This is a genomic window from Actinoplanes xinjiangensis, assembly GCF_003148685.1.
Taxonomy (GTDB): Bacteria; Actinomycetota; Actinomycetes; order Mycobacteriales; family Micromonosporaceae; genus Actinoplanes; species Actinoplanes xinjiangensis.
Map to the genome: position 1 here is coordinate 79,063 of NZ_QGGR01000004.1, position 17,886 is coordinate 96,948.

Consider the following 17,886-nt stretch of genomic DNA (forward strand, 5'->3'; position numbering starts at 1 on the left):
TTGATTGCCGCATGGGAGACCTGATGACCAAGAACCTGGTCGATCTCGATGACGAGGCGTTGGCTGACGCGGCGGAGTGGTTCGGGACGAGTACCCCGGGCGACACCGTCAACGCAGCTCTGCGCGACGCTGCTGTTCGTGCCCAGCGAGCCCGAGCGCTGGCCGAAATGGTGGAGATCGCCAGGACCGGCCAATTCGACGAGTTGCTTGACAAGCGGCATCGTCCGTGAGTGGAGCGGAATACCTGATCGACACCAGCGCGCTGATCCGGTTGTTCCGTAGTCCCGACGTCCTTGAACAGTGGGGGCGGACTGTGACGGACGGGTTGATCGCAACCTGTGCCATCACGGAGATCGAGTTGCTCTACACGGCTCGTTCGCACAGCGATCGGCAACATCAGGAGAAGCTGATCCGGCGGATGTTCAGCTGGGTCGTCATGCCCGATGGCGTTTTCGAACAGGCCTCTCAGCTGCAGACGGCGCTGTCCGAGAAAGGGGCGCATAGATCCGCGGGGCCGGTCGACCTTCTGACCGCTGTCACGGCTGAACGGCATCGTCTGACATTGCTGCACTACGACCGGGACTTCGTGCGAGTCGCTGAAGTGACCGGTCAGCCGGTGCGGTGGATCGCGGAGCCGGGAACGGTTGACTGAGGCATTCCCACTGTCTGAAAACTATCAGTGATTGACGTTTGTCGGTATCGGGTGGGTGGATGAGTGCGTTCGGGGGAGGGGCTGCGTAGGTTCGCCGAGTGGTAGCGGAGCGAATCGATGCGTCGGTGGCGGGGCAGTGGCGGCTCGGGGATCGGGTTGTCAACCGGATGGGGTTCGGGTCGATGCGGCTCACCGTTCGGAGGGATCGGGAGCTTGCGGTTCGAGTGTTGCGGCGGGCCGTTGAACTCGGGGTCGATCACATCGACACGGCGGCTTTCTACTTTTCGCCGGGCGGGATCCTCGACGGGGAAGCGGGGGAGGTTCGGTATGCGGCGGAGTTGATTCGGGACGGGCTTCGGCCGTACCCGGAAGGGCTTTTCATCGCGACGAAAGTTGGACCGGATCGGCTGCCGGACGGCAGTTGGGGTGAAGCGGTCACCGCCGGGCGCCTGCGCCGGCAGGTGGAGGAGAATCTGCGCCGGCTCGGTGTGGAGACGCTTGACCTGGTCAATCTGCGAATCGTTCGGCCGGCCGAACCGGAAGAGGTCGCCGAACGGTTCAAGGCGCTGGCCGCGATGCGTTCCGAAGGGCTGATCCGGAACCTCGGACTCTCCAATGTGCGGTGGGAACACGTCGAGGCCGCGCGGGGCATCGCTCCCGTCGTGTGCGTGCAGAACGCCTTCGCCGTGGACCTTCGCCGGCATCTCGAACTGCTGCGGAAATGCGGCGAGCAGAAGATCGCCTTCGTGCCCTTCTTCACGATCGCCGGCGCCGACCGTGAGGGCGGCCCGGTGCCCAGAGCGGCGCGGGAAGCCGGATCAGAACGGGAGGCCCGACCGGAACAGGAGACCGGAACGGTTCAGGGGACCCGGCCGGAACAGGAGCGCGGAACGGTTCAGGAGACCGGAACGGTCCGGGAGGCGGCGACGGTTCCGGAGGCCGCAACGGTTCCTGAAGCCGCGACGGTGCGGGGAACCGGTTCGGAGGTGGGGCCCGGGGCGGAGTGGCGGATCGCTGCGGCCCGTGGGGTCACCGGTCATCAGGTGCGGCTGGCCTGGACGTTGCAGCAGGGCGCGCACGTGCTCGCGATCCCGGGCACCGGCGACGTCGCTCACCTGGAGGAGAACGTCGCCGCCGGGGCGTTGCGGCTCACCGCTGAGGAGATGGCCGAAATGGATCAGCGACGGTAACGGAGCATGCCCGACACATCGGCGGCGAGATCGATGCTGGCCTCGATCTCGGCCTTGCGGATCGACACGCTTTCGACGTTGAAGCCGTAGGGCAGGCCGAGGTGCTCGCAGAAGTCGATCAGATCGCGGGCGATCGCCACACACTGCCGATAGGACTCGGCCAAGGGGTCGTCCGCGTGCCGGATCGAATTCTCCAACCAGCGGGGGACGTCGACACCCAGCCACCGGACGAACTCCAGCGTCTTCGGCGACCCGCACAACGACAGAGTGAAGATCACCGTCCGAGCTGCGGCGTCGCGGGCCCGGCACTCATAGAAATAGTCGCTGAGCAGGTTCTTCATGTCGTTGACGTGATAGACGACCTGGCTCACGAAGAACGACGCGCCCCGTTCCTGCTTGGCGAGCATGCGCAGATGCTCGTCGGGGCGCTCGCCGATCGCGACAGCGCCGAGCGGCAGGTCCGGTCGCACCTCGGCGCGCAACTCCTGGGCCCGGCGCAGCCCGGTGCGGACCGCCTTACCGCCCGACGACGCGCCGACGAAAACGCTCAGAACCCGCGAGTCGGCGCCGGCCATCCAGTCGCGTAGCTCCTCCTCCGAATACTTGCCGACACACCGGTAGATGATCACCGGCTGTCGCCACCCGGTCAGGTGCTCGGCGTAGAAGCGGCCCGGATCGAGGGTCGGCAGATACGGGAACGGCCGATCCTCCGGGTTCCGATCGGATTCGTCGTCGATGTCATACAAGATCAGGCCATCGAGGTCGAGGGCGGCGAGCCGGTCCAGCGTGACCTCGGCGATCTCCTTGATCCGCTCCTCGGTGGCGCTGCGCCGTGGCGGTGTGATGCTGAACACCAGCACGCCGCTGCGCGCCTCCGCCAGAAGCTGCGGCAGGGGGTGACGAGACATGCGACAACCCTAGGGGCCCGGCGATGCGGGCCGGTCACCGCACACACCCCATCCCGAAGAGCGAACCTCAGCGGTACGGCCACCAGCCCCCATCCACACAAAAAGCATCGAGCCTGTTCCCGGTGCTCCCACATGGCCGACAGCAGTGGCCGACAAGCGGTGGCCGGCGGTGGTGGCTGACAAGCGGTGGCCGGCGGTGGTGGCTGACAAGCGGTGGCCGGCAGCCGGCGGCCGGCAGTCGTAACCGGTGGGTGGTCGGCAGCAGCGGCCGGCTGGTCGTCAGGGCTGTGCGGGTGTTCGGCGGCGGCACTGGCGACCAGCCGGTGCGGGCTTCAGGTCAGTGGTCGGCGCAGCAGGGCGTGGGGGTGCGTGTCTCGAACGGGACCAGCTTTCCGCCCGCAGCAGGGGTGGTGACCAGTATCAGTTCGCCGTCGCGGAACTGCGGGCGGACGAAGTCGCCGGTCTCGACGATGGTGTCCGGGGCGGCCGGGCCGCTGCCGAGAATCTCGACCCGGGCTATCGAGCTGCGCTGGAGGATCTCGCTGACCGTGAGCGGGCCGATCAGGCGTTCGACGCCGGGAAAGCGGACCGCCCGCCCGAATCGCCCGGCCGCGGCAGTGGCGGCGGCGACGGTGAGCTCCGGGACCGTCGAGAACGAATGAGCGGTGAGCAGGCTGATCGCGACGTGCGGAAACGGCTCGCTCACCAGGTGCGTGCAGGCGAGCACCGGCGCCGGCACCAGCGCCTGGATCCAGTGATCCGCCTCGGCGAGCGTGGCGTGCCCCAGGCTGACCCCGACGATCCGCGCAGTCCCCGCGGGGGCGGACCCGTGCCGAGGGGCGTCCCGGTAGAACGACGGGGACGGCTGGGACGGGACCGGCCGGGTGGCCGGTGTGCGGGGAGGTGCGGGCCGGGTGGCCCCGGCCGCCTCAGCGGCCGGGGCTCCGGTTGTCGGGTAGGGAGTCATCGGGGCAGGACCCAGATGGGGTTGGTGTAGAACCACAGGTCGCCCCACGGGTCGGCGGAGCCGACGACGTCGAGCTGCGGACCGTACGGGTCGACCGCGGTGCCGAGCAGACCGGGCTGGGTGCGGTTGCCGTCGGTGCCGCGGACCCGCAGGTAGAACGGCTTGTCCAGGCGGCCCAGGTCGTAGGTGAACGAGATCCGCCCGCTGGTCCGGGTGACCTCGAAGGACTTGACCACCCGGGTGTTCGGGGTGGTGAAGGTGTCCTTGTCGGTGACCGGGCCGGTGACCGTGCCGACGATCACGTCGACGCGCTTGAGGGCGGCCACGAAGCCGGCCCAGTTCGGGATGTCCTGGAGGTCGATGTCGAGGACCAGTTCGGTGGAGGTGCCGCGCTTGACCCGGAGGACACCGCCGAGCGGGGTTCCGGTGTGGCCGCGACGGTCGCCGGTCACGCGGACCCGGGCGTCGAGGCCCTTGATGAGGCGTCCGTGGTCGACCCAGACCCGGCCGGCGCGCAGGCCGTCCATGACCGCCTTGTAGGAGAACGACGACGCGCCCACGTTGGTCCGGCCGTAGTAGCCGGGCCAGAAGTCGCCGGCCTGCGTGTTGATCGTGCCGGTGTAGACGGGGTCGTTGTACTTACCGTTGGCGTCGAAGTCGCTGCCGGGCCCGCGGCCGGTCTGGTCGAGGTAGTTGACGTGGCTGTCCGAGTTGACGGTGATCCACCACGCCTTGCCCTCGGCGAGGAGGCTGTCCCAGAGGCCGCCGACGGTGGCGGTCATCCAGTCGAAGCCGCCCCACGTGCGGTAACTCTCCAGCGGGTAGCCGGCGAACGACGCGGCCGACGGGTTGTTGTCGTAGTAGCCACGGGCGCCGCCGCGGCCGTTCGGGGCGGGGATGCCGGCGGCCTGGTGGCCGGGCGCGCCTTCGAAGCCGACGGCGACCGTGGGGTCGGCGTCGCGCCAGTTGCGGATCTCGTGCGGGGAGTCGATGCCGCGCCGGGCCGGGTGGTTGGCGAAGAACAGCGCACCGTCGATCTTGCGTTTGCGGACCTGCTCACCGAGGAACTGGATGCCGGCGATGGCCAGGGCCTCGTTCTGCGCCGCGGTGTTGGTCGAGGGCAGCATCGAGCCGTCGTACGCGTTCTCGAATCTCTTGAGCACGTCGACCTCGTTGCGGCCCGGGTGCACGAAGACGGTGGCGTGCTCGGCGGCCGGGATGTTCCACTCCAGACCCTGGAAGGTCAGGAGCTCGGGAAGTGCGGAGCGGGTCTTGACGATGTCCGGGTTGACCTTGTCCACACCGATCTTGGCGTGGGTGGCGCTGCCGTGGTCGGTGATGACCAGCCAGTCCAGGCCGTACGCGTGGCCCTTCTGCGCCTGGTCGAGGACCCGGTACTGGGCGTCCGAGCTGTACTGGGTGTGGATGTGATGATCACCCGCCAGGAACCTGAACCCGCCCTTGGCGGTGCCGCCGCCCACGGGGTCGTGGGTGTGCGGGAGCCCGGCGGCCTCGGCGGCGCCCGGCTGGGCGAGGACCGAGGCGGCCGCACCGGCGCCGAGGAGTCCCGCGCCGAGCAGGAAGCGGCGGCGCGACGCGTCGGACGGCGCCAGCTCGGCGGCGGGAATGGAGAGATCGAGAGCCTCGGGGAGGTCGCCCCCGGCGGCTGTGGCGTGCGAATGGTCGTGAAGATGATCGTGGCCGTGACCCATGGCGGTCACCCTCGTCCGAACAGGACAACATCCGTTGTCGGTGCAGTGACCTGAAGGCGAAGAATGTTCAGCTGGTCGCCACCGCTGTCTCAGCAGAGTTCAGGCAGCGGTGAGAGCCAGCCGGGGTTGACGGTGAGCTCAGGCGGCGGTGAGAGCCAGCCGGGTTGACGGTGAGTTCAGGCAGCGGTGGGAGGCAGCCGGGTTGGCGGTGGGGTCAGACGACCGGGTGGAAGAAGCCGAGGGCCATCGACGCGGCCAGGATCAGGAGTGCGGCGAGCAGCGACAGGACGAGCAGGGCGGTGTCGGCGGGGGTGAAATGCTGCCGCCGGGCGTACGTCCGGGGGGTTCCGGAGTCGAAGCCGCGCGCGTCCATCGCCACCGCCAGCCGCACTCCGCGCCGCAACGCTCCGACCAGCAGCGCGAACGCCGTCGACGCGAAGAGCCGCACCGTGGCCACCGGGTTGCGGCCGGCGTCGACACCGCGGGCGCGGCGGGCCAGGCTGAGCGACCGCCACTCGTCGCCGAGCAGTGGTACCAGCCGGAACGCGGCGAGGGCCCCGATCGCGAAGCGGGCCGGCGCCTTCGCGTTCTGTACCAGCGCGTCGGCCAGGTCGGTCGGGTCGGTGGTGGCGAACACCACGATGCCGGGCAGTGCCACCGCGAAGATCCGCAGGACGAGGGCGCCGGCGGTGGACAGCACCCCGGTGGTGACGTCGACCGGGCCGAGCGACACCAGCAGTTCACCACCGCGATCGGCGGCGAACAGCACCATCGTGATCAGGACGCCGACGGCGGCGAGCAGCAGCGGCGCGGCACGCCGGGCGACGACGCCGAGCCGTACCCCGAAGAACGGCAGCACGAGCATCTCGACGGCGAGCGCGACGGCCGGCGTGAACGGGTCCATCGTGGCGATCAACGGCAGTGAGAAGAGCAGCGCGGCGCCGGCCTTGGCGACCGGGTTGCGGCGGGCGAGTGGTGCCGACGGGTCGGCGACCGGCGCGAACGAGAGGGTCACGGCCGTGTCCGCCGGGGCAGCGGGTCCGGTTCCGGCGCGCCGAGGGGCACGGTCCGATCCGCGAGGGTACGCACGAACGCGTCATCATGGGTGACGGCGATGATCCCGTGCCCGTCGTCACGTAACCCGGCGAGCAGGTCGACGAGTTCCCGCCAGGTGCGCCGGTCCTGGCCGAAGGTGGGTTCGTCGAGCACGAGCAGCCGGGGTGCGGTGGCCAGGGCCGTCGCCACGCTCAACCGCCGTGCCTCCCCACCGGACAGGGTGTACGGGTTGGCCTCCGCGAGGTGGGTCAGCCGGAGCCGTTCGAGCAGCTCACCGACGATCCGCTCGACGTCGGCGGGGGAGCGGCCCAGTCGTCGTGGCCCGAGGGCCAGCTCGTCGACGACCCGGGACGTGACGAACTGGTGCTCCGGGTTCTGGAAGACCGAACCGATCCGGCCGGCCAGTGTCGCGGCCCGCCACCGGTGCGGCGGACGTTTGTCACCGAACGCCTCGACCCGGCCGGACGTGGGCGCGAGCAGCCCGCCCAGCAGCAGTGCCAGGGTCGACTTGCCGGCGCCGTTCGGCCCGGTCACGGCCAGGACCTCGCCGCCTCCGGCTTCGATGGTGACGGGGCCGAGACGTCCGCTCACCTCGGCACGCGTGGCGCGTACCAGATCGGGGGTCGCCTTTGACGTGGCCTTGAGCGGTGCGGCAGGGAAACCCGGCACCCAGACGCCCTCGTCAGCGAGTTTGTCGCCGTAGGCGGCGAAGATCAGCTCGGGCGTGCCGTCGGCGCGGACGCCGCCGCCCGGCTCCAGGACCACCACCCGGTCGACGAGCGGAAGTGCCTCGGCGACCCGGTGTTCCACGATGATCAGCGTGGTCTCCGGGCCGGTGGCCCGGGCCACCGCGTCGCGGATGAGCGCGGCGCCCGGCGGGTCCAGGTTGGCGGTCGGCTCGTCGAGCAGCAGCAGACCGGGGCGCAGAGCGAGGACGCCGGCCAGGGCGAGACGCTGCGCCTCGCCGCCGGAGAGGGCGGCGGTCGGGCGGTTGATGGAGTACGGGAAACCGACGCGATCCAGCACGTCGGACACCCGTGGCCAGATCTCACCGGCCGGTACGCCCCGGTTCTCCGGCCCGAACGCCACGTCGTCGCCGCTGCGGGCCATCACGATCTGGGTCTGCGGGTCCTGGAAGAGGATGCCGACGCGTTCGCGGGCCTTGCGCGGGTCGAGCCCGTCGATGCGGATCGTGCCCTCGGACTCGCCGGAGTCGGAGGGCAGCAGCCCGGCGAGTGCGGCGAGCAGCGTGCTCTTGCCGGCCCCCGAGGGACCGAGCAGGAGCACCCGCTCGCCGTGCCGGACCTCCAGGTCCAGCCCGCGGACCGCCCAGGCGCGGCGACCGGCGTGCCGCCACCCGAAGTCACGGAGCTGAACGTCACTCATGTATCAGACGGTTGCCCGCTCGCGGCCCGCTTCGAACCGGTCCAGCACGCCGGTCGGAGCGAGCGCCCGGACCAGCGCCCACGAGCCGATCCCGGCCAGCAGTGCGCCGCTGATCACGGTGATCACCGCGTACGGGATGCGGTACGACCACAGATCCGTCCCGGCGGTGTACCGGACGAAGTCGTAGATCGCCGCGCCGACCCCGGTGAGGGCGCCGGCCAGGATCGCGGCCGGCAGCTTGAAGTTGCGGTAGAGCAGCACCGCGAAGATCAGCTCCGCGCCGAGCCCCTGGATCAGGCCCTGGAGGATGACCGGGGCGCCCCATTGGCTGCCGAGCAGCGCGGAGACGACGGCGGCCACCGTCTCGGTGTAGAGCGAGGCGCCCGGCTTGCGGATGATGAGGCCACCGAGGACGGCCGGGATCAGCCAGACGCCGTAGATCACGGTCTGCGCCGGCGGGAAGAAGGCGAAGGCGCCCTCGGTGACCGACCAGACCGTGTTCCAGGCCCAGAAGATCACGCCGAACGCGACGGCGATGACCGAGGCGATGACGATGTCTATCGTCCGCCAGCGACGAGAATTGATGTCTTTCATTGGAATGCCTCCCAGTGGGTACCGGGAGGAGACGCACGCCGTGTTCCCCGGGCGGCGATGCCCAGGGCACGACGCGGCTGGAGAGACCGAGCTTCCTGCGCTGGCATTACCCAGATCAGGTACTAGGGTCTGCGGGTTCACCCCGCACTCTCAGCGCTGTGCGCTCCCCTGTCGGATCGAAGCCTTCCCGTGACCCGTCGGCGAACACATCGCCTGAGCGATGCATATCGTCTCCGCCGTCGCGAAAAAGCTTCGTTGGATGTGCTTCGATGACCGTAACACCTGGTAGCGGCGCGAAACAGGAGGGGATGACGTGATCGAGGTCAAAGCCCGGGGACTGACGTTCGACGTGCACGAGGGCGGGCCGGAGGACGGCGAACCGGTCCTGCTGCTGCACGGCTTTCCGCAGGATTCACGGGAGTTCGACCTGATCCTGCCCCGCCTGCACGCGGCCGGTCTCCGGACGTACGCGATGGACCAGCGTGGATGCTCGCCCGGCGCCCGCCCGGCCGACGTCGCCGCCTACACGATGACGTCGGTGACCGCGGACGCGATCGCCGTCCTCGACGCGCTCGGCATCGACAGCGCGCACGTCGTCGGCCACGACTGGGGTGCGCAGGTGGGCTGGCAGCTGGCCGCCCGGCATCCGGACCGGGTGCGGACGCTCACCGCGATCTCCGTTCCGCATCCGCGGGCACTGATGCTCGCGATCCGGGTCCGGCCCAGCCAGAAGGCCCGGCTCGCCTACTTCGAGGTGTTCCGGCGACCGTTCGCCGAGAGACTGCTGCTCGCCCAGCACGCTCTCGCACTGCGGCTGATGCTGCGGCCGGTCGGCATGCGCGCCGAGCAGTACGTCGCGGCGATGCGCGAACCGGGCCGGCTCACCGGCGGCCTCAACTGGTACCGCGCCTTCGACACCGGACAGATCGCGCATCTCGGCGTGGTCACGGTGCCGACCACCTACGTGTGGAGCGACCGGGACGGGGTGGTCGGGCTGACCGCGGCGCTGCGCACCCGGGACTGGGTACGGGCCGACTATCAGCTGGTGGCGATGCGGGGTGTCAGCCATTGGGTACCGGAACAGGCGCCGCGTGAGCTGGCCGACGCGGTGCTGGCACGAATCGGCGTTTGATCAAGGGGGTCGACGGGGAACTCCGCCCGTCATGGCGGTCGATACACACACTTCCCGAGAGACCGAGACGCAGCGATGGAACCGCAACTTCGCGGATCTGCTCCAGGAACTGCGGGTCGCGCAGACCGGCGTGCAGATCCTCTTCGCGTTCCTGCTGACTCTGCCGTTCAGTAGCGGCTTCCCGAACGTCACCGCGTTCCAGAAGGACGTGTACACGGTTGCGCTGATCAGTGCGGCGTTCGCCACCGCAATGATCATCTCGCCGGTGGCGTTCCACCGCGCGCTGTTCCGTCAGGGCCGCAAACCCGAGCTGGTCAAGTACGCGCACAAGATGGCCACCGGTGGCCTGGCCTTCATGCTGATCGCGATGACCAGCAGCGTCCTGCTGATCACCGACTACCTGCTGGACTGGCAGTGGGCGATCCCGCTGACCGCCATCACCGGCGGCTGGTTCCTCACCTACTGGGTCATCCTGCCGTTCGCCCACCGCGAGTGGGGCGAGGACGACGAGGACGAGCAGAGCGACTGACTCCGGCTGGTCGTCAGCGTTGCCTCAACGCCGTTGAGACAGCGCTGACGACCAGCTGTGTCTAACGCTGCTTCAGGCCCAGCCGGCGCAGTTCCAGGCCGGCCAGGGCCTCGACCGCGGCCGAGTCGCCGGACCGCCAGCTCTGCGCGATGTCCGGGCCCAGCTTGGCCAGTTCGGTCAGCGGCTGCGACGCCAGCGCCCGCAGCGCCAGCAGATCCTGACCGGCCGGATGGTTCCGGACCGCCGCGGCCACCCCGGCCCGGCGCACCCAGCGCAACCGCGACGGCAGCCAGACGAACAGCACCAGGGCCAGCGGCACCGCCAGCGCGAGAGCGGGCAGGATCAGCGCCAGCTGCTCCACGAAATCCTGCTGCTGCCGGCCGGCGTCGGCGATCGAGCGGGCGGCGTCGGCGGCACCGGTGAACGGTGCGGTCAGCTCGTCACCGACGATCGGCACACGGCCCACCTTGCCGCCCGCATCGGCGAGGTTGTCGGCGATGCCGCCGCCGGCACTCTCCAGCTTCTGACCGGGGACGGCGAGTTTCTCCACCACGTCGTGGATCCACAGGGCGACCCTGATCCACAGGTAGACCCAGATGACGACGAGGATGTCGATGACGAGTTGGCGAAGGGCGACGGGAACGCGGTCCGCATAGAGCTTCACCTCGGAAGCGTCGCACTCAGCCCTTCGCGGCGCACTCCGGGCATGTCCCGAAGATCTCCAGCGTGTGCGAGACGTCGACGAAGCCGTGCTCACCGGCCATCTTGTCGGCCCACGACTCGACCGCCGGGCCGAGCACCTCGACGGTCCGCCCGCACGACCGGCACACCAGATGGTGATGGTGGCCCTGGCTGCACCGGCGGTAGAGGTGCTCCCCGCCCGGCGGCCGCATGACGTCGATCTCCCCGGCGTCGGCCAGACCCTGCAACGTCCGGTACACCGTGGTCAGCCCGACCCGCTCACCCCGGTCCCGCAGCATCGCATGCAGGTCCTGGGCGCTGTGGAAGCCCTCGGTCTCGGCGAGGACGGCGCTGACCGCGCTGCGCTGCTTGGTGTTGCGGATCTGACTCTCGGGGTTCACAGTCGGCTCTCCCTGGCGTGGCTCACGGCGTCGGCGACGATGTGGGCCACGTGTTCGTCCACCAGGGAGTATGCGATCTCCCGGCCCCGCCGCACACCCCGCACCACGCCCGCCCCGCGCAGCACGCGCAGGTGCTGTGACACCAGCGGCTGCGGGGCGCCGAGTTTCTCCACGAGGTCGTGCACACAGCGCTCGCCCACGCCCAGCTCGACCACGATGGCGACACGGATCGGCGCGGAGAGGGCGCGCAGCAGGGCCCCCGCCGATTCGTACGCTTCGTAACCGGTGGTCGTCGTCATCGTTGCGCCAACGGTACAGGCAGGCCGTGGTCAGCCATGCAACACGACATCCGGGGGCTCGGACGCCACCGGCTGCGGCGCGGGCCGGCGCAGCCGATGCCGGATCGACGCGCCGATCGCCGCCGCCGCGAACGCCGCCAGGGCCAGCAGCACCGTGGTCGCGCCCGGCGCGGTGTTCGCCTCCGCCGAGACCAGCACACCCGCCCCGGCCGCGCTCACCCCGATCGCGAGGGCCGCCGTCATCGTGCTGACGAAACCGCGGGTGAGCTGCTGCGCGGCGGCCACCGGGACGACCATCAGAGCGGAGACGAGCAACAATCCGACGGTACGCATGGCGATCGTCACCGTCACCGCGGTCGTCACCGCCAGCAGAATGTTGAGGGTCCGCACCGGCAGGCCGCTGACCTTCGCATACTCCTCGTCGTTACAGAGCGCGAAGAGAGCCGGCCGGAAGAACAGCATCACCGTCAGGACCGCCGCACCCAACCCGCCGATCACCACCAGGTCGCTCTCCGAAGTGGTCAGCGGGGAGCCGAAGAGATACTGCATGAGACTGCTGTTGCCGCTGCCGTCGGAGAGGCCGACCAGCAGCACACCGCCGGCGATCCCGCCGTAGAACAGCATGGCCAGGGCCAGGTCGCCGGAGGTGCGGCCGCGTTCCCGGATCAGCTCCACACCGACCGCGCCCAGAGCCGACACGACGACCGCCGTGTACACCGGGTCGTTGCCGGTGAGCAGGCCCAGGCCCACGCCGGTGAGCGCGACGTGCCCGATCCCGTCGCCGATCAGCGACAGGCGGCGCTGCACCAGGTAGATGCCGAGCGCCGGGGCGGCCAGCCCGATGATCATCGCGGCGATCAGGGCCCGCTGCATGAACGGCTGCGTGAGCAGATCCATCAGTACGCCTTCGTCCCCTCGGTCGGCGCCCACTCGCAGATGCCGGCCTTCAGCTGCTCGGCATGCGGGTGCAGGTGCTCGTGGTCCGGCTCGGCGTGATGCCCGGCCGGCTCGGGTGGGGTCCCCTCGTACGCGATCCGCCCGTCGTGCACCACCACGGCCCGCCCGATCAGCGGCCGCAGCGGTCCCAGCTCGTGCAGGACCAGCAGGACCGTCCCGCCGTCACCGGCGAATCGGGTCAGCGCCGCGGCGAACGCCTCCTGGCTGGCCGCGTCCACCCCCGCGTTCGGCTCGTCCAGCACCAGCAGATCGGGTCGGCCGGCCAGTGCCCGGGCGATCAGGGTGCGCTGCTGCTGGCCGCCGGAGAGCGTCGTCACCGGGTCACCGATCCGGTCCAGCAGGCCGACGGCGGTCAGCGCGTCCCGTACCGCCGCCTTGTCGGCCGCGCCCGGGAAACGGAAGACGCCGCGCCGGGCCAGCAGGCCCGATGCGACGACCTCGCCGACCGTGGCCGGCACGCCGCTGCCGGCGCCCAGCCGCTGCGGCACATACCCGATCCGCTCCCAGCGCCGGAACCGCTGCTGCGGCGTCCCGAACAGGTGGATCTCCCCCCGGCGCGACGGGACCAGGCCCAGGATCGTCCGGATCAGGGTGGACTTCCCGGAGCCGTTGGCGCCGAGGATCGCGACGACATCGCCGGCGGTCACACTCAGCGACACGTCGTGCAAAACCTCGCGGCCGTCATATCCGGCCGCGAGGTGACTGACCTCGACAACGCTCATGGCGTCACTTCCGTCTCGCGCTCGCTCACGAACACTCCAGGCCCAGTTTCAATGCGGTCAGGTTGGCGCGCATCACCGAGAAGTAGTCTGCCGAGTCGTCGGTGAGGCCCTCGATCGGGTCCAGCACGGCGGTCTGTGCGCCGACCTCCTTGGCGATGGTCTCCGCCACCTTGGGGCTGACCAGCGTCTCGAAGAAGATCGTGGTGGTGCCGTGCTCCCGGGCCTCGGCGGCCACGTCGGCGAGGCGCTGCGGCGACGGCTCGGTCTCCGGGTCGATGCCGGTGATGCCGATCTGCGTCAGCTCGTAGCGGTTCGCCAGGTATCCGAACGCGGTGTGGCTGGTCACCAGCTCACGGCGGGCGCAGCCGGCCAGGCCGGTGGTGAACTCCCCGTCGAGGGCGGTCAGCTCGGTGCGCAGGGCGGCGGCGCGGGCGGTGAAGTCGGCGGCGTGCGCCGGGTCGGCCTTGCCGAGGCGCTCGGCCAGCTTGTCGGCGATGCCCGCGAGGCGGGTCGGGTCGAGCCAGACGTGCGGGTCGGTGCCGCCGTGCTCCTCCTCGGCCTGCGCGCCGCCCTCCTCGGCGTGGTCGTCGGCCTCCTGCGCGCTGATCATCTCGACCGCGGTGGTGGCGTCGAAGGCGCGGTCGCCGCCGTTCTGCTTGACCGCGTCGTCGACGGCGGGCTGGAAGCCGCCCAGGTAGACGATCACCCCGGCGTCGGCGACCTCACCGACCTGGCGGGCGGTCAGCTCGACGTCGTGGGGCTCGGCGCCCGGCTTGGTCAGGGTGGAGACGGTCACCGCGTCCCCGCCGACCCGCTCGCTGACGAACTGGAGCGGGTAGAAGGCGGTGACGACGGAGAGCTTGCCGTCCGCGCCGGCGGAGTCCCCTCCGCAGCCGGTGAGAGCGGGCAGCAGGAGCAGTGCGGGGAGCAGACGGCGCATCATGTCAGCAACTCTGGTCGATAATGACAATGATTGTCAAAGCCGCATGCTTTCACAGGCTCTTCGACACCGCCGCCACCACCAGCAGGGTGAGCAGCACCACCCGCACCACCCGGGTGACCGGGGTCTGCACCGGCCAGGTCGCCGCCGTCAGGGTGGCCAGGCCCGCGGCCAGCAGGCCGAGCAGCAGTGCGCCGACGATGCCCGGCAGGAACAGGCCGGCCAGCAGCAGGGCCAGCGTCCCGGCGAACGCCGCGGTCGGATTCACCCGCGCCAGCCGGTGCAGGAATGTGCGCGTCAACTGTCGCTCCCGTCGCGTGTGCGTACCCTCGTCACATGTTGGTGCTCAACCGCTTCACGGTTCCCACGGAAACGCAGGACGGCTTCCGGGATCAGGCGCACGCCGCCCTCGCCGCCCTCGCGCGCACCCCCGGATACCGCTCCGGCCGGCTCGCCCAGGCCATCGAGGACCCGACCGGCTGGACCCTGGTCACCGAGTGGGAATCGGTCGGAGCCTACCGGCGCGCCCTCGGTGCCTACGACGTCAAGCTGTACGCCACACCGTTGCTCGCGCACTCCCTCGACGAGCCGTCGGCGTTCGAGACGCTGGCCTCCGCCGATCCGGGGGCCGACGTGGTGGTGACGGCGAGCGACCGGGCCGCCGATCCCTGGCGGTGAACACTAGGCTGGGAACATGAGTCTTCCTCCGCCCCCGCCGCCGCCGGGCCCGGGCGTGCACCCGCCGTTCCCGGCTCCCCCGGTCGAGGGGCGGGGCAAGCGGGTCGGGATGAGCGTGGGCATCGTCGCCGGCATCGTGGTGCTGGTCTGTGGCGTCGGCGCGGTGGCCGGCATCGGCCTGGCCACGTCCGTCACCAACGCGCTCGACGAGCAGGCCGACGTGGTGGTCAGCAACTACCTCGACGACCTGCGGGAGCGCGATTTCGACGGCGCCTACGAGCAGCTCTGCCAGGACGCGCAGGACGCCGAGTCGCTCACCGACTTCACCGCCCGGATGTCCGACACCGAGCCGTTCGACTCGTACCGGGTGGGTGATCTGTCCATGGGAGTGCGGCTGACCGTGCCGGTGGAGATCGTCTATCCCGACGGGGATTCGACGCGCTTGCAGGCAGATCTCGCGCAGAACAGGTCGACGGGCAAGTTCGAGGTCTGCGACCTCGGGGAGTAACCTCGCTTTTCGTCCTGTAACTCTTGATTTCCCCGCCGACACCCAGCCGGCGTAGGAGGAAACCCGCACATGCCTGCCGACCGTATCGACAGCGTCGTCAGCCTGGCCAAGCGCCGGGGCTTCGTCTTCCCCTCCAGCGAGATCTACGGAGGAACCCGTTCGGCCTGGGACTACGGTCCGCTCGGCGTGGAGCTGAAGGAGAACGTCCGCCGGCAGTGGTGGAAGACCATGGTCCAGCAGCGCGACGACATCGTCGGCCTGGATTCGGCGGTCATCCTGTCCCGTGACGTGTGGGCCGCCTCCGGGCACCTCGACGCGTTCGTCGACCCGCTGACCGAGTGCCAGTCCTGCCACAAGCGCTTCCGGGCCGACCACCTGGAGGAGGCCTTCGAGGCCAAGCACGGCAAGCTGCCCGGCTCGCTCCAGGAGCTGAACTGCCCGAACTGCGGCAACAAGGGCACCTTCACCGAGCCCAAGATGTTCAACGGCCTGATGAAGACCTACCTCGGCCCGACCGAGAGCGCCGACGGTCTGCACTACCTGCGCCCGGAGACCGCCCAGGGCATCTTCGTCAACTACAACAACGTGGCGACCGCGGCCCGCAAGAAGCCGCCGTTCGGCATCGCGCAGGTCGGCAAGAGCTTCCGCAACGAGATCACCCCGGGCAACTTCATCTTCCGTACGCGTGAGTTCGAGCAGATGGAGATGGAGTTCTTCGTCCCGCCGGGCTCCGACGAGGAATGGCACGAGTACTGGCTCCAGGAGCGCTGGAACTGGTACCGCGACCTCGGCCTCTCGGAGAGCAACCTGCGGTTCTTCGAGCACCCGCAGGAGAAGCTCTCGCACTACTCGAAGCGGACCGTCGACATCGAGTACCGCTTCCAGTTCGGCGGCACCGAGTTCGCCGAACTCGAGGGCGTCGCCAACCGCACCGACTTCGACCTCACCACGCACTCGAAGCACTCCGGTGTGGACCTGTCCTTCTTCGACCAGGAGAAGGGCGAGCGCTGGGTGCCCTACGTCATCGAGCCGGCGGCCGGCCTCACCCGGGCGGTGCTGGCGTTCCTGCTCGAGGCGTACGACGAGGACGAGGCCCCGAACACCAAGGGCGGCGTCGACAAGCGCACGGTCATGCGGTTCGACCCGCGCCTCGCGCCGGTCAAGGTCGCCGTCCTGCCGCTGTCGCGCAACCCGGAGCTGTCGCCGAAGGCCCGGGAACTCTCCGCGAACCTGCGCAAGCGCTGGATCGTCGAGTTCGACGACTCGCAGGCGATCGGCCGCCGCTACCGCCGCCAGGACGAGATCGGCACGCCGTTCTGCGTCACGGTCGACTTCGACACCCTCACCGACAACGCGGTGACCGTCCGCGACCGCGACACCATGAAGCAGGAGCGCGTCTCCCTCGACCAGATCGAGGACTACCTGATCAAGCGCCTGCCCGGCTGCTGATCCGGATGTGACACGGACCGCCGGGTGCCCGTACGGGAACCCGGCGGTCTTCATGAGGATCTATGGTCCGCGCGGAACTCCTGCGGACCGTCGCCGCCTGCCTTCCCCGACGCCGGACGGCGGTCAGAATGCGAAACCGCCGGGGCGGTGGTTGCGGTCGGCGATCAGTCCGGCGAGCACCGCCACGGCGATCTCCGGTGGGGTACGGCTACCGATGTTCAGACCGACCGGACGGCGCACCCGGCTGATCTGGTCGTCGGGCACGCCCAGTTCGCGCAGCGCCGCCACGTGCGGGCCCTCCGCGCGCGGGTTGCCGAGGATGCCGATCCACCGCGACCGGCCGGACAGTGCCTCCTTGAGCAGGGCGCCGATCTCCGGCCGGTGATGGTCGGTCAGCAGGATGTCGGTGTTCTCGTCCGGTGCCGCCGCGACCAGGTCGCTGACGAAGGTGTCACCGTGCGGCCGCGGTGTCCCGGCCAGGCGGGTCGGGTCGGGCTCCACCAGCACGGTGCGGAAGCCCAGCTCCACCCCGAAGCGGAACAGCATCTCCGACACCGGCGACTCGAAGACGGCGATCAGCCGCCGCGGGCTCAGCTCGTCACTCACCCCACCGACTCTGTCAGAAGATGGCACGCACTGCACCTGTCCAGGTGTCGTCTGCAAACTAGTTATGAGGCTATAGTCATGGGCGAACCGCAGCTCAAAGCTCAACGTCGGCCCGTTGAGCGATTACCCTTCACCCCTGGAGGCCTCGTTGCCCACCCTGGAAGAGCGCGTTACCCGTCTGGAGAAGGACATGGACGAGCAGAAGAAGCTCCGTGCCGCTCAGGACCTTGATCAGTCCGACTTCGGCCAGAAGCTTCGTGTCCAGCACGGCCTCATCCAAGCGATCCAAAAGACCCAGTCGGAGCACACCGCAACCCTCGCGCAGCACGGCCAGCGACTCGACCGCCTGGAAGGAAAGGTCGACCGCTTGGAAGGGAAGGTCGACCGCTTGGAAGGGAAGGTCGACCGCCTGGAAGGGAAGGTCGACAGCATCGCAGGCGGCGTGGAACGGATCGTCGGGATGCTGGACACGCTGATCGAGCGGGACGGCGAGCGGTAGCGGACCGGGCGATTCGGGGT

At 69.8% G+C, this 17,886-nt stretch carries 23 protein-coding genes and 1 riboswitch; of the genes, 9 read left to right on the forward strand and 14 right to left on the reverse strand.

From position 1 onward, the window contains the following. The first annotated feature begins 23 nt into the window (after positions 1–23). The 3 genes from BC793_RS10190 (at position 24) to BC793_RS10200 (ending at position 1,842) form a co-directional block, all read left to right on the forward strand. Entirely contained in the window at positions 24–230 is a 207-nt protein-coding gene (locus BC793_RS10190) for a DUF2191 domain-containing protein (RefSeq protein ID WP_109592393.1), read from the forward strand. Continuing rightward, positions 227–652, forward strand: a complete 426-nt coding sequence (locus BC793_RS10195) for a PIN domain nuclease (protein WP_109591653.1) — start codon at positions 227–229, stop codon at positions 650–652. The genes BC793_RS10190 and BC793_RS10195 overlap by 4 nt, the downstream gene beginning before the upstream one ends. A 182-nt stretch (positions 653–834) precedes the next feature. Beyond that, a complete protein-coding gene (locus BC793_RS10200) occupies positions 835–1,842 on the forward strand; it encodes an aldo/keto reductase (RefSeq protein ID WP_158319216.1) in 1,008 nt (335 codons plus the stop codon). Here BC793_RS10200 and BC793_RS10205 read toward each other — a convergent pair. From BC793_RS10205 to BC793_RS10230, 6 genes are all read right to left on the reverse strand, one after another. After that, on the reverse strand, positions 1,830–2,750 hold the full coding sequence (locus BC793_RS10205; RefSeq protein ID WP_109591657.1) for a methylenetetrahydrofolate reductase: 921 nt from the start codon (positions 2,748–2,750) through the stop codon (positions 1,830–1,832). The two genes, BC793_RS10200 and BC793_RS10205, sit on opposite strands and share 13 nt — an antisense overlap. Positions 2,751–3,087: 337 nt before the next feature. Continuing rightward, positions 3,088–3,717 carry a hypothetical protein gene (locus BC793_RS10210; protein WP_239169841.1) on the reverse strand — a complete coding sequence of 210 codons (630 nt, stop codon included), beginning with the start codon at positions 3,715–3,717 and terminating at the stop codon, positions 3,088–3,090. Next, positions 3,714–5,429: a PHP domain-containing protein gene (locus BC793_RS10215; RefSeq protein WP_109592397.1), complete on the reverse strand. Its 1,716-nt coding sequence runs from the start codon at positions 5,427–5,429 to the stop codon at positions 3,714–3,716. Before BC793_RS10215 ends, BC793_RS10210 begins: the two co-directional genes overlap by 4 nt. 214 nt (positions 5,430–5,643) lie before the next feature. Further along, positions 5,644–6,444: an energy-coupling factor transporter transmembrane component T family protein gene (locus BC793_RS10220; protein ID WP_109591659.1), complete on the reverse strand. Its 801-nt coding sequence runs from the start codon at positions 6,442–6,444 to the stop codon at positions 5,644–5,646. Continuing rightward, entirely contained in the window at positions 6,441–7,871 is a 1,431-nt protein-coding gene (locus BC793_RS10225) for an ABC transporter ATP-binding protein (protein WP_109591661.1), read from the reverse strand. Before BC793_RS10225 ends, BC793_RS10220 begins: the two co-directional genes overlap by 4 nt. A 3-nt stretch (positions 7,872–7,874) precedes the next feature. Next, on the reverse strand, positions 7,875–8,465 hold the full coding sequence (locus BC793_RS10230; protein ID WP_109591663.1) for an ECF transporter S component: 591 nt from the start codon (positions 8,463–8,465) through the stop codon (positions 7,875–7,877). A gap of 74 nt (positions 8,466–8,539) precedes the next feature. Further along, a riboswitch (TPP riboswitch) is annotated at positions 8,540–8,645 on the reverse strand. A 136-nt stretch (positions 8,646–8,781) separates the two neighbouring features. On the opposite strand from BC793_RS10230, the gene BC793_RS10235 reads away from it, so the two are divergent. After that, positions 8,782–9,597 carry an alpha/beta fold hydrolase gene (locus BC793_RS10235; protein WP_109592399.1) on the forward strand — a complete coding sequence of 272 codons (816 nt, stop codon included), beginning with the start codon at positions 8,782–8,784 and terminating at the stop codon, positions 9,595–9,597. 31 nt (positions 9,598–9,628) lie between these two features. Beyond that, on the forward strand, positions 9,629–10,126 hold the full coding sequence (locus tag BC793_RS10240; protein ID WP_109591665.1) for a DUF6328 family protein: 498 nt from the start codon (positions 9,629–9,631) through the stop codon (positions 10,124–10,126). Between the two features lie 61 nt (positions 10,127–10,187). Here BC793_RS10240 and BC793_RS10245 read toward each other — a convergent pair whose 3' ends face one another. From BC793_RS10245 to BC793_RS10275, 7 genes are read right to left on the reverse strand one after another with little or no spacing between them, the layout of a single operon-like run. Continuing rightward, positions 10,188–10,790, reverse strand: coding sequence for a hypothetical protein (locus tag BC793_RS10245; RefSeq protein ID WP_109591667.1), 603 nt, complete (start codon positions 10,788–10,790; stop codon positions 10,188–10,190). Positions 10,791–10,806: 16 nt separating this feature from the next. After that, positions 10,807–11,208, reverse strand: coding sequence for a Fur family transcriptional regulator (locus BC793_RS10250; RefSeq protein WP_109591669.1), 402 nt, complete (start codon positions 11,206–11,208; stop codon positions 10,807–10,809). Next, the gene (locus BC793_RS10255; RefSeq protein ID WP_109591671.1) at positions 11,205–11,507 is read right to left on the reverse strand and encodes an ArsR/SmtB family transcription factor; all 303 of its coding nucleotides are present in this window, start codon (positions 11,505–11,507) and stop codon (positions 11,205–11,207) included. The genes BC793_RS10250 and BC793_RS10255 overlap by 4 nt, the downstream gene beginning before the upstream one ends. Before the next feature lie 30 nt (positions 11,508–11,537). Further along, a complete protein-coding gene (locus tag BC793_RS10260) occupies positions 11,538–12,404 on the reverse strand; it encodes a metal ABC transporter permease (RefSeq protein WP_109591673.1) in 867 nt (288 codons plus the stop codon). Next, on the reverse strand, positions 12,404–13,186 hold the full coding sequence (locus tag BC793_RS10265; protein WP_109591675.1) for a metal ABC transporter ATP-binding protein: 783 nt from the start codon (positions 13,184–13,186) through the stop codon (positions 12,404–12,406). The genes BC793_RS10260 and BC793_RS10265 overlap by 1 nt, the downstream gene beginning before the upstream one ends. Before the next feature lie 25 nt (positions 13,187–13,211). Then, positions 13,212–14,129, reverse strand: coding sequence for a metal ABC transporter substrate-binding protein (locus BC793_RS10270; RefSeq protein WP_109591677.1), 918 nt, complete (start codon positions 14,127–14,129; stop codon positions 13,212–13,214). Between the two features lie 49 nt (positions 14,130–14,178). Continuing rightward, entirely contained in the window at positions 14,179–14,427 is a 249-nt protein-coding gene (locus BC793_RS10275) for a DUF6703 family protein (protein ID WP_109591678.1), read from the reverse strand. Between the two features lie 35 nt (positions 14,428–14,462). Between BC793_RS10275 and BC793_RS10280 the strand changes: the two genes are divergently transcribed. The 3 genes from BC793_RS10280 (at position 14,463) to BC793_RS10290 (ending at position 16,761) form a co-directional block, all read left to right on the forward strand. Continuing rightward, complete coding sequence (locus BC793_RS10280; RefSeq protein ID WP_109591681.1) at positions 14,463–14,804, forward strand: antibiotic biosynthesis monooxygenase family protein; 342 nt, start codon at positions 14,463–14,465, stop codon at positions 14,802–14,804. A 16-nt stretch (positions 14,805–14,820) separates the two neighbouring features. Next, on the forward strand, positions 14,821–15,312 hold the full coding sequence (locus BC793_RS10285; protein WP_109591682.1) for a hypothetical protein: 492 nt from the start codon (positions 14,821–14,823) through the stop codon (positions 15,310–15,312). 69 nt (positions 15,313–15,381) lie between these two features. Then, positions 15,382–16,761, forward strand: coding sequence for a glycine--tRNA ligase (locus BC793_RS10290; RefSeq protein ID WP_109591684.1), 1,380 nt, complete (start codon positions 15,382–15,384; stop codon positions 16,759–16,761). Between the two features lie 123 nt (positions 16,762–16,884). Here the strand turns inward: BC793_RS10290 and BC793_RS10295 are convergent, their stop codons facing one another. Further along, positions 16,885–17,367 carry an XdhC family protein gene (locus BC793_RS10295; protein ID WP_203896105.1) on the reverse strand — a complete coding sequence of 161 codons (483 nt, stop codon included), beginning with the start codon at positions 17,365–17,367 and terminating at the stop codon, positions 16,885–16,887. Positions 17,368–17,482: 115 nt separating this feature from the next. On the opposite strand from BC793_RS10295, the gene BC793_RS10300 reads away from it, so the two are divergent. Continuing rightward, positions 17,483–17,866 carry a hypothetical protein gene (locus BC793_RS10300; RefSeq protein ID WP_109591686.1) on the forward strand — a complete coding sequence of 128 codons (384 nt, stop codon included), beginning with the start codon at positions 17,483–17,485 and terminating at the stop codon, positions 17,864–17,866. The last annotated feature ends 20 nt before the right edge of the window (positions 17,867–17,886 follow it).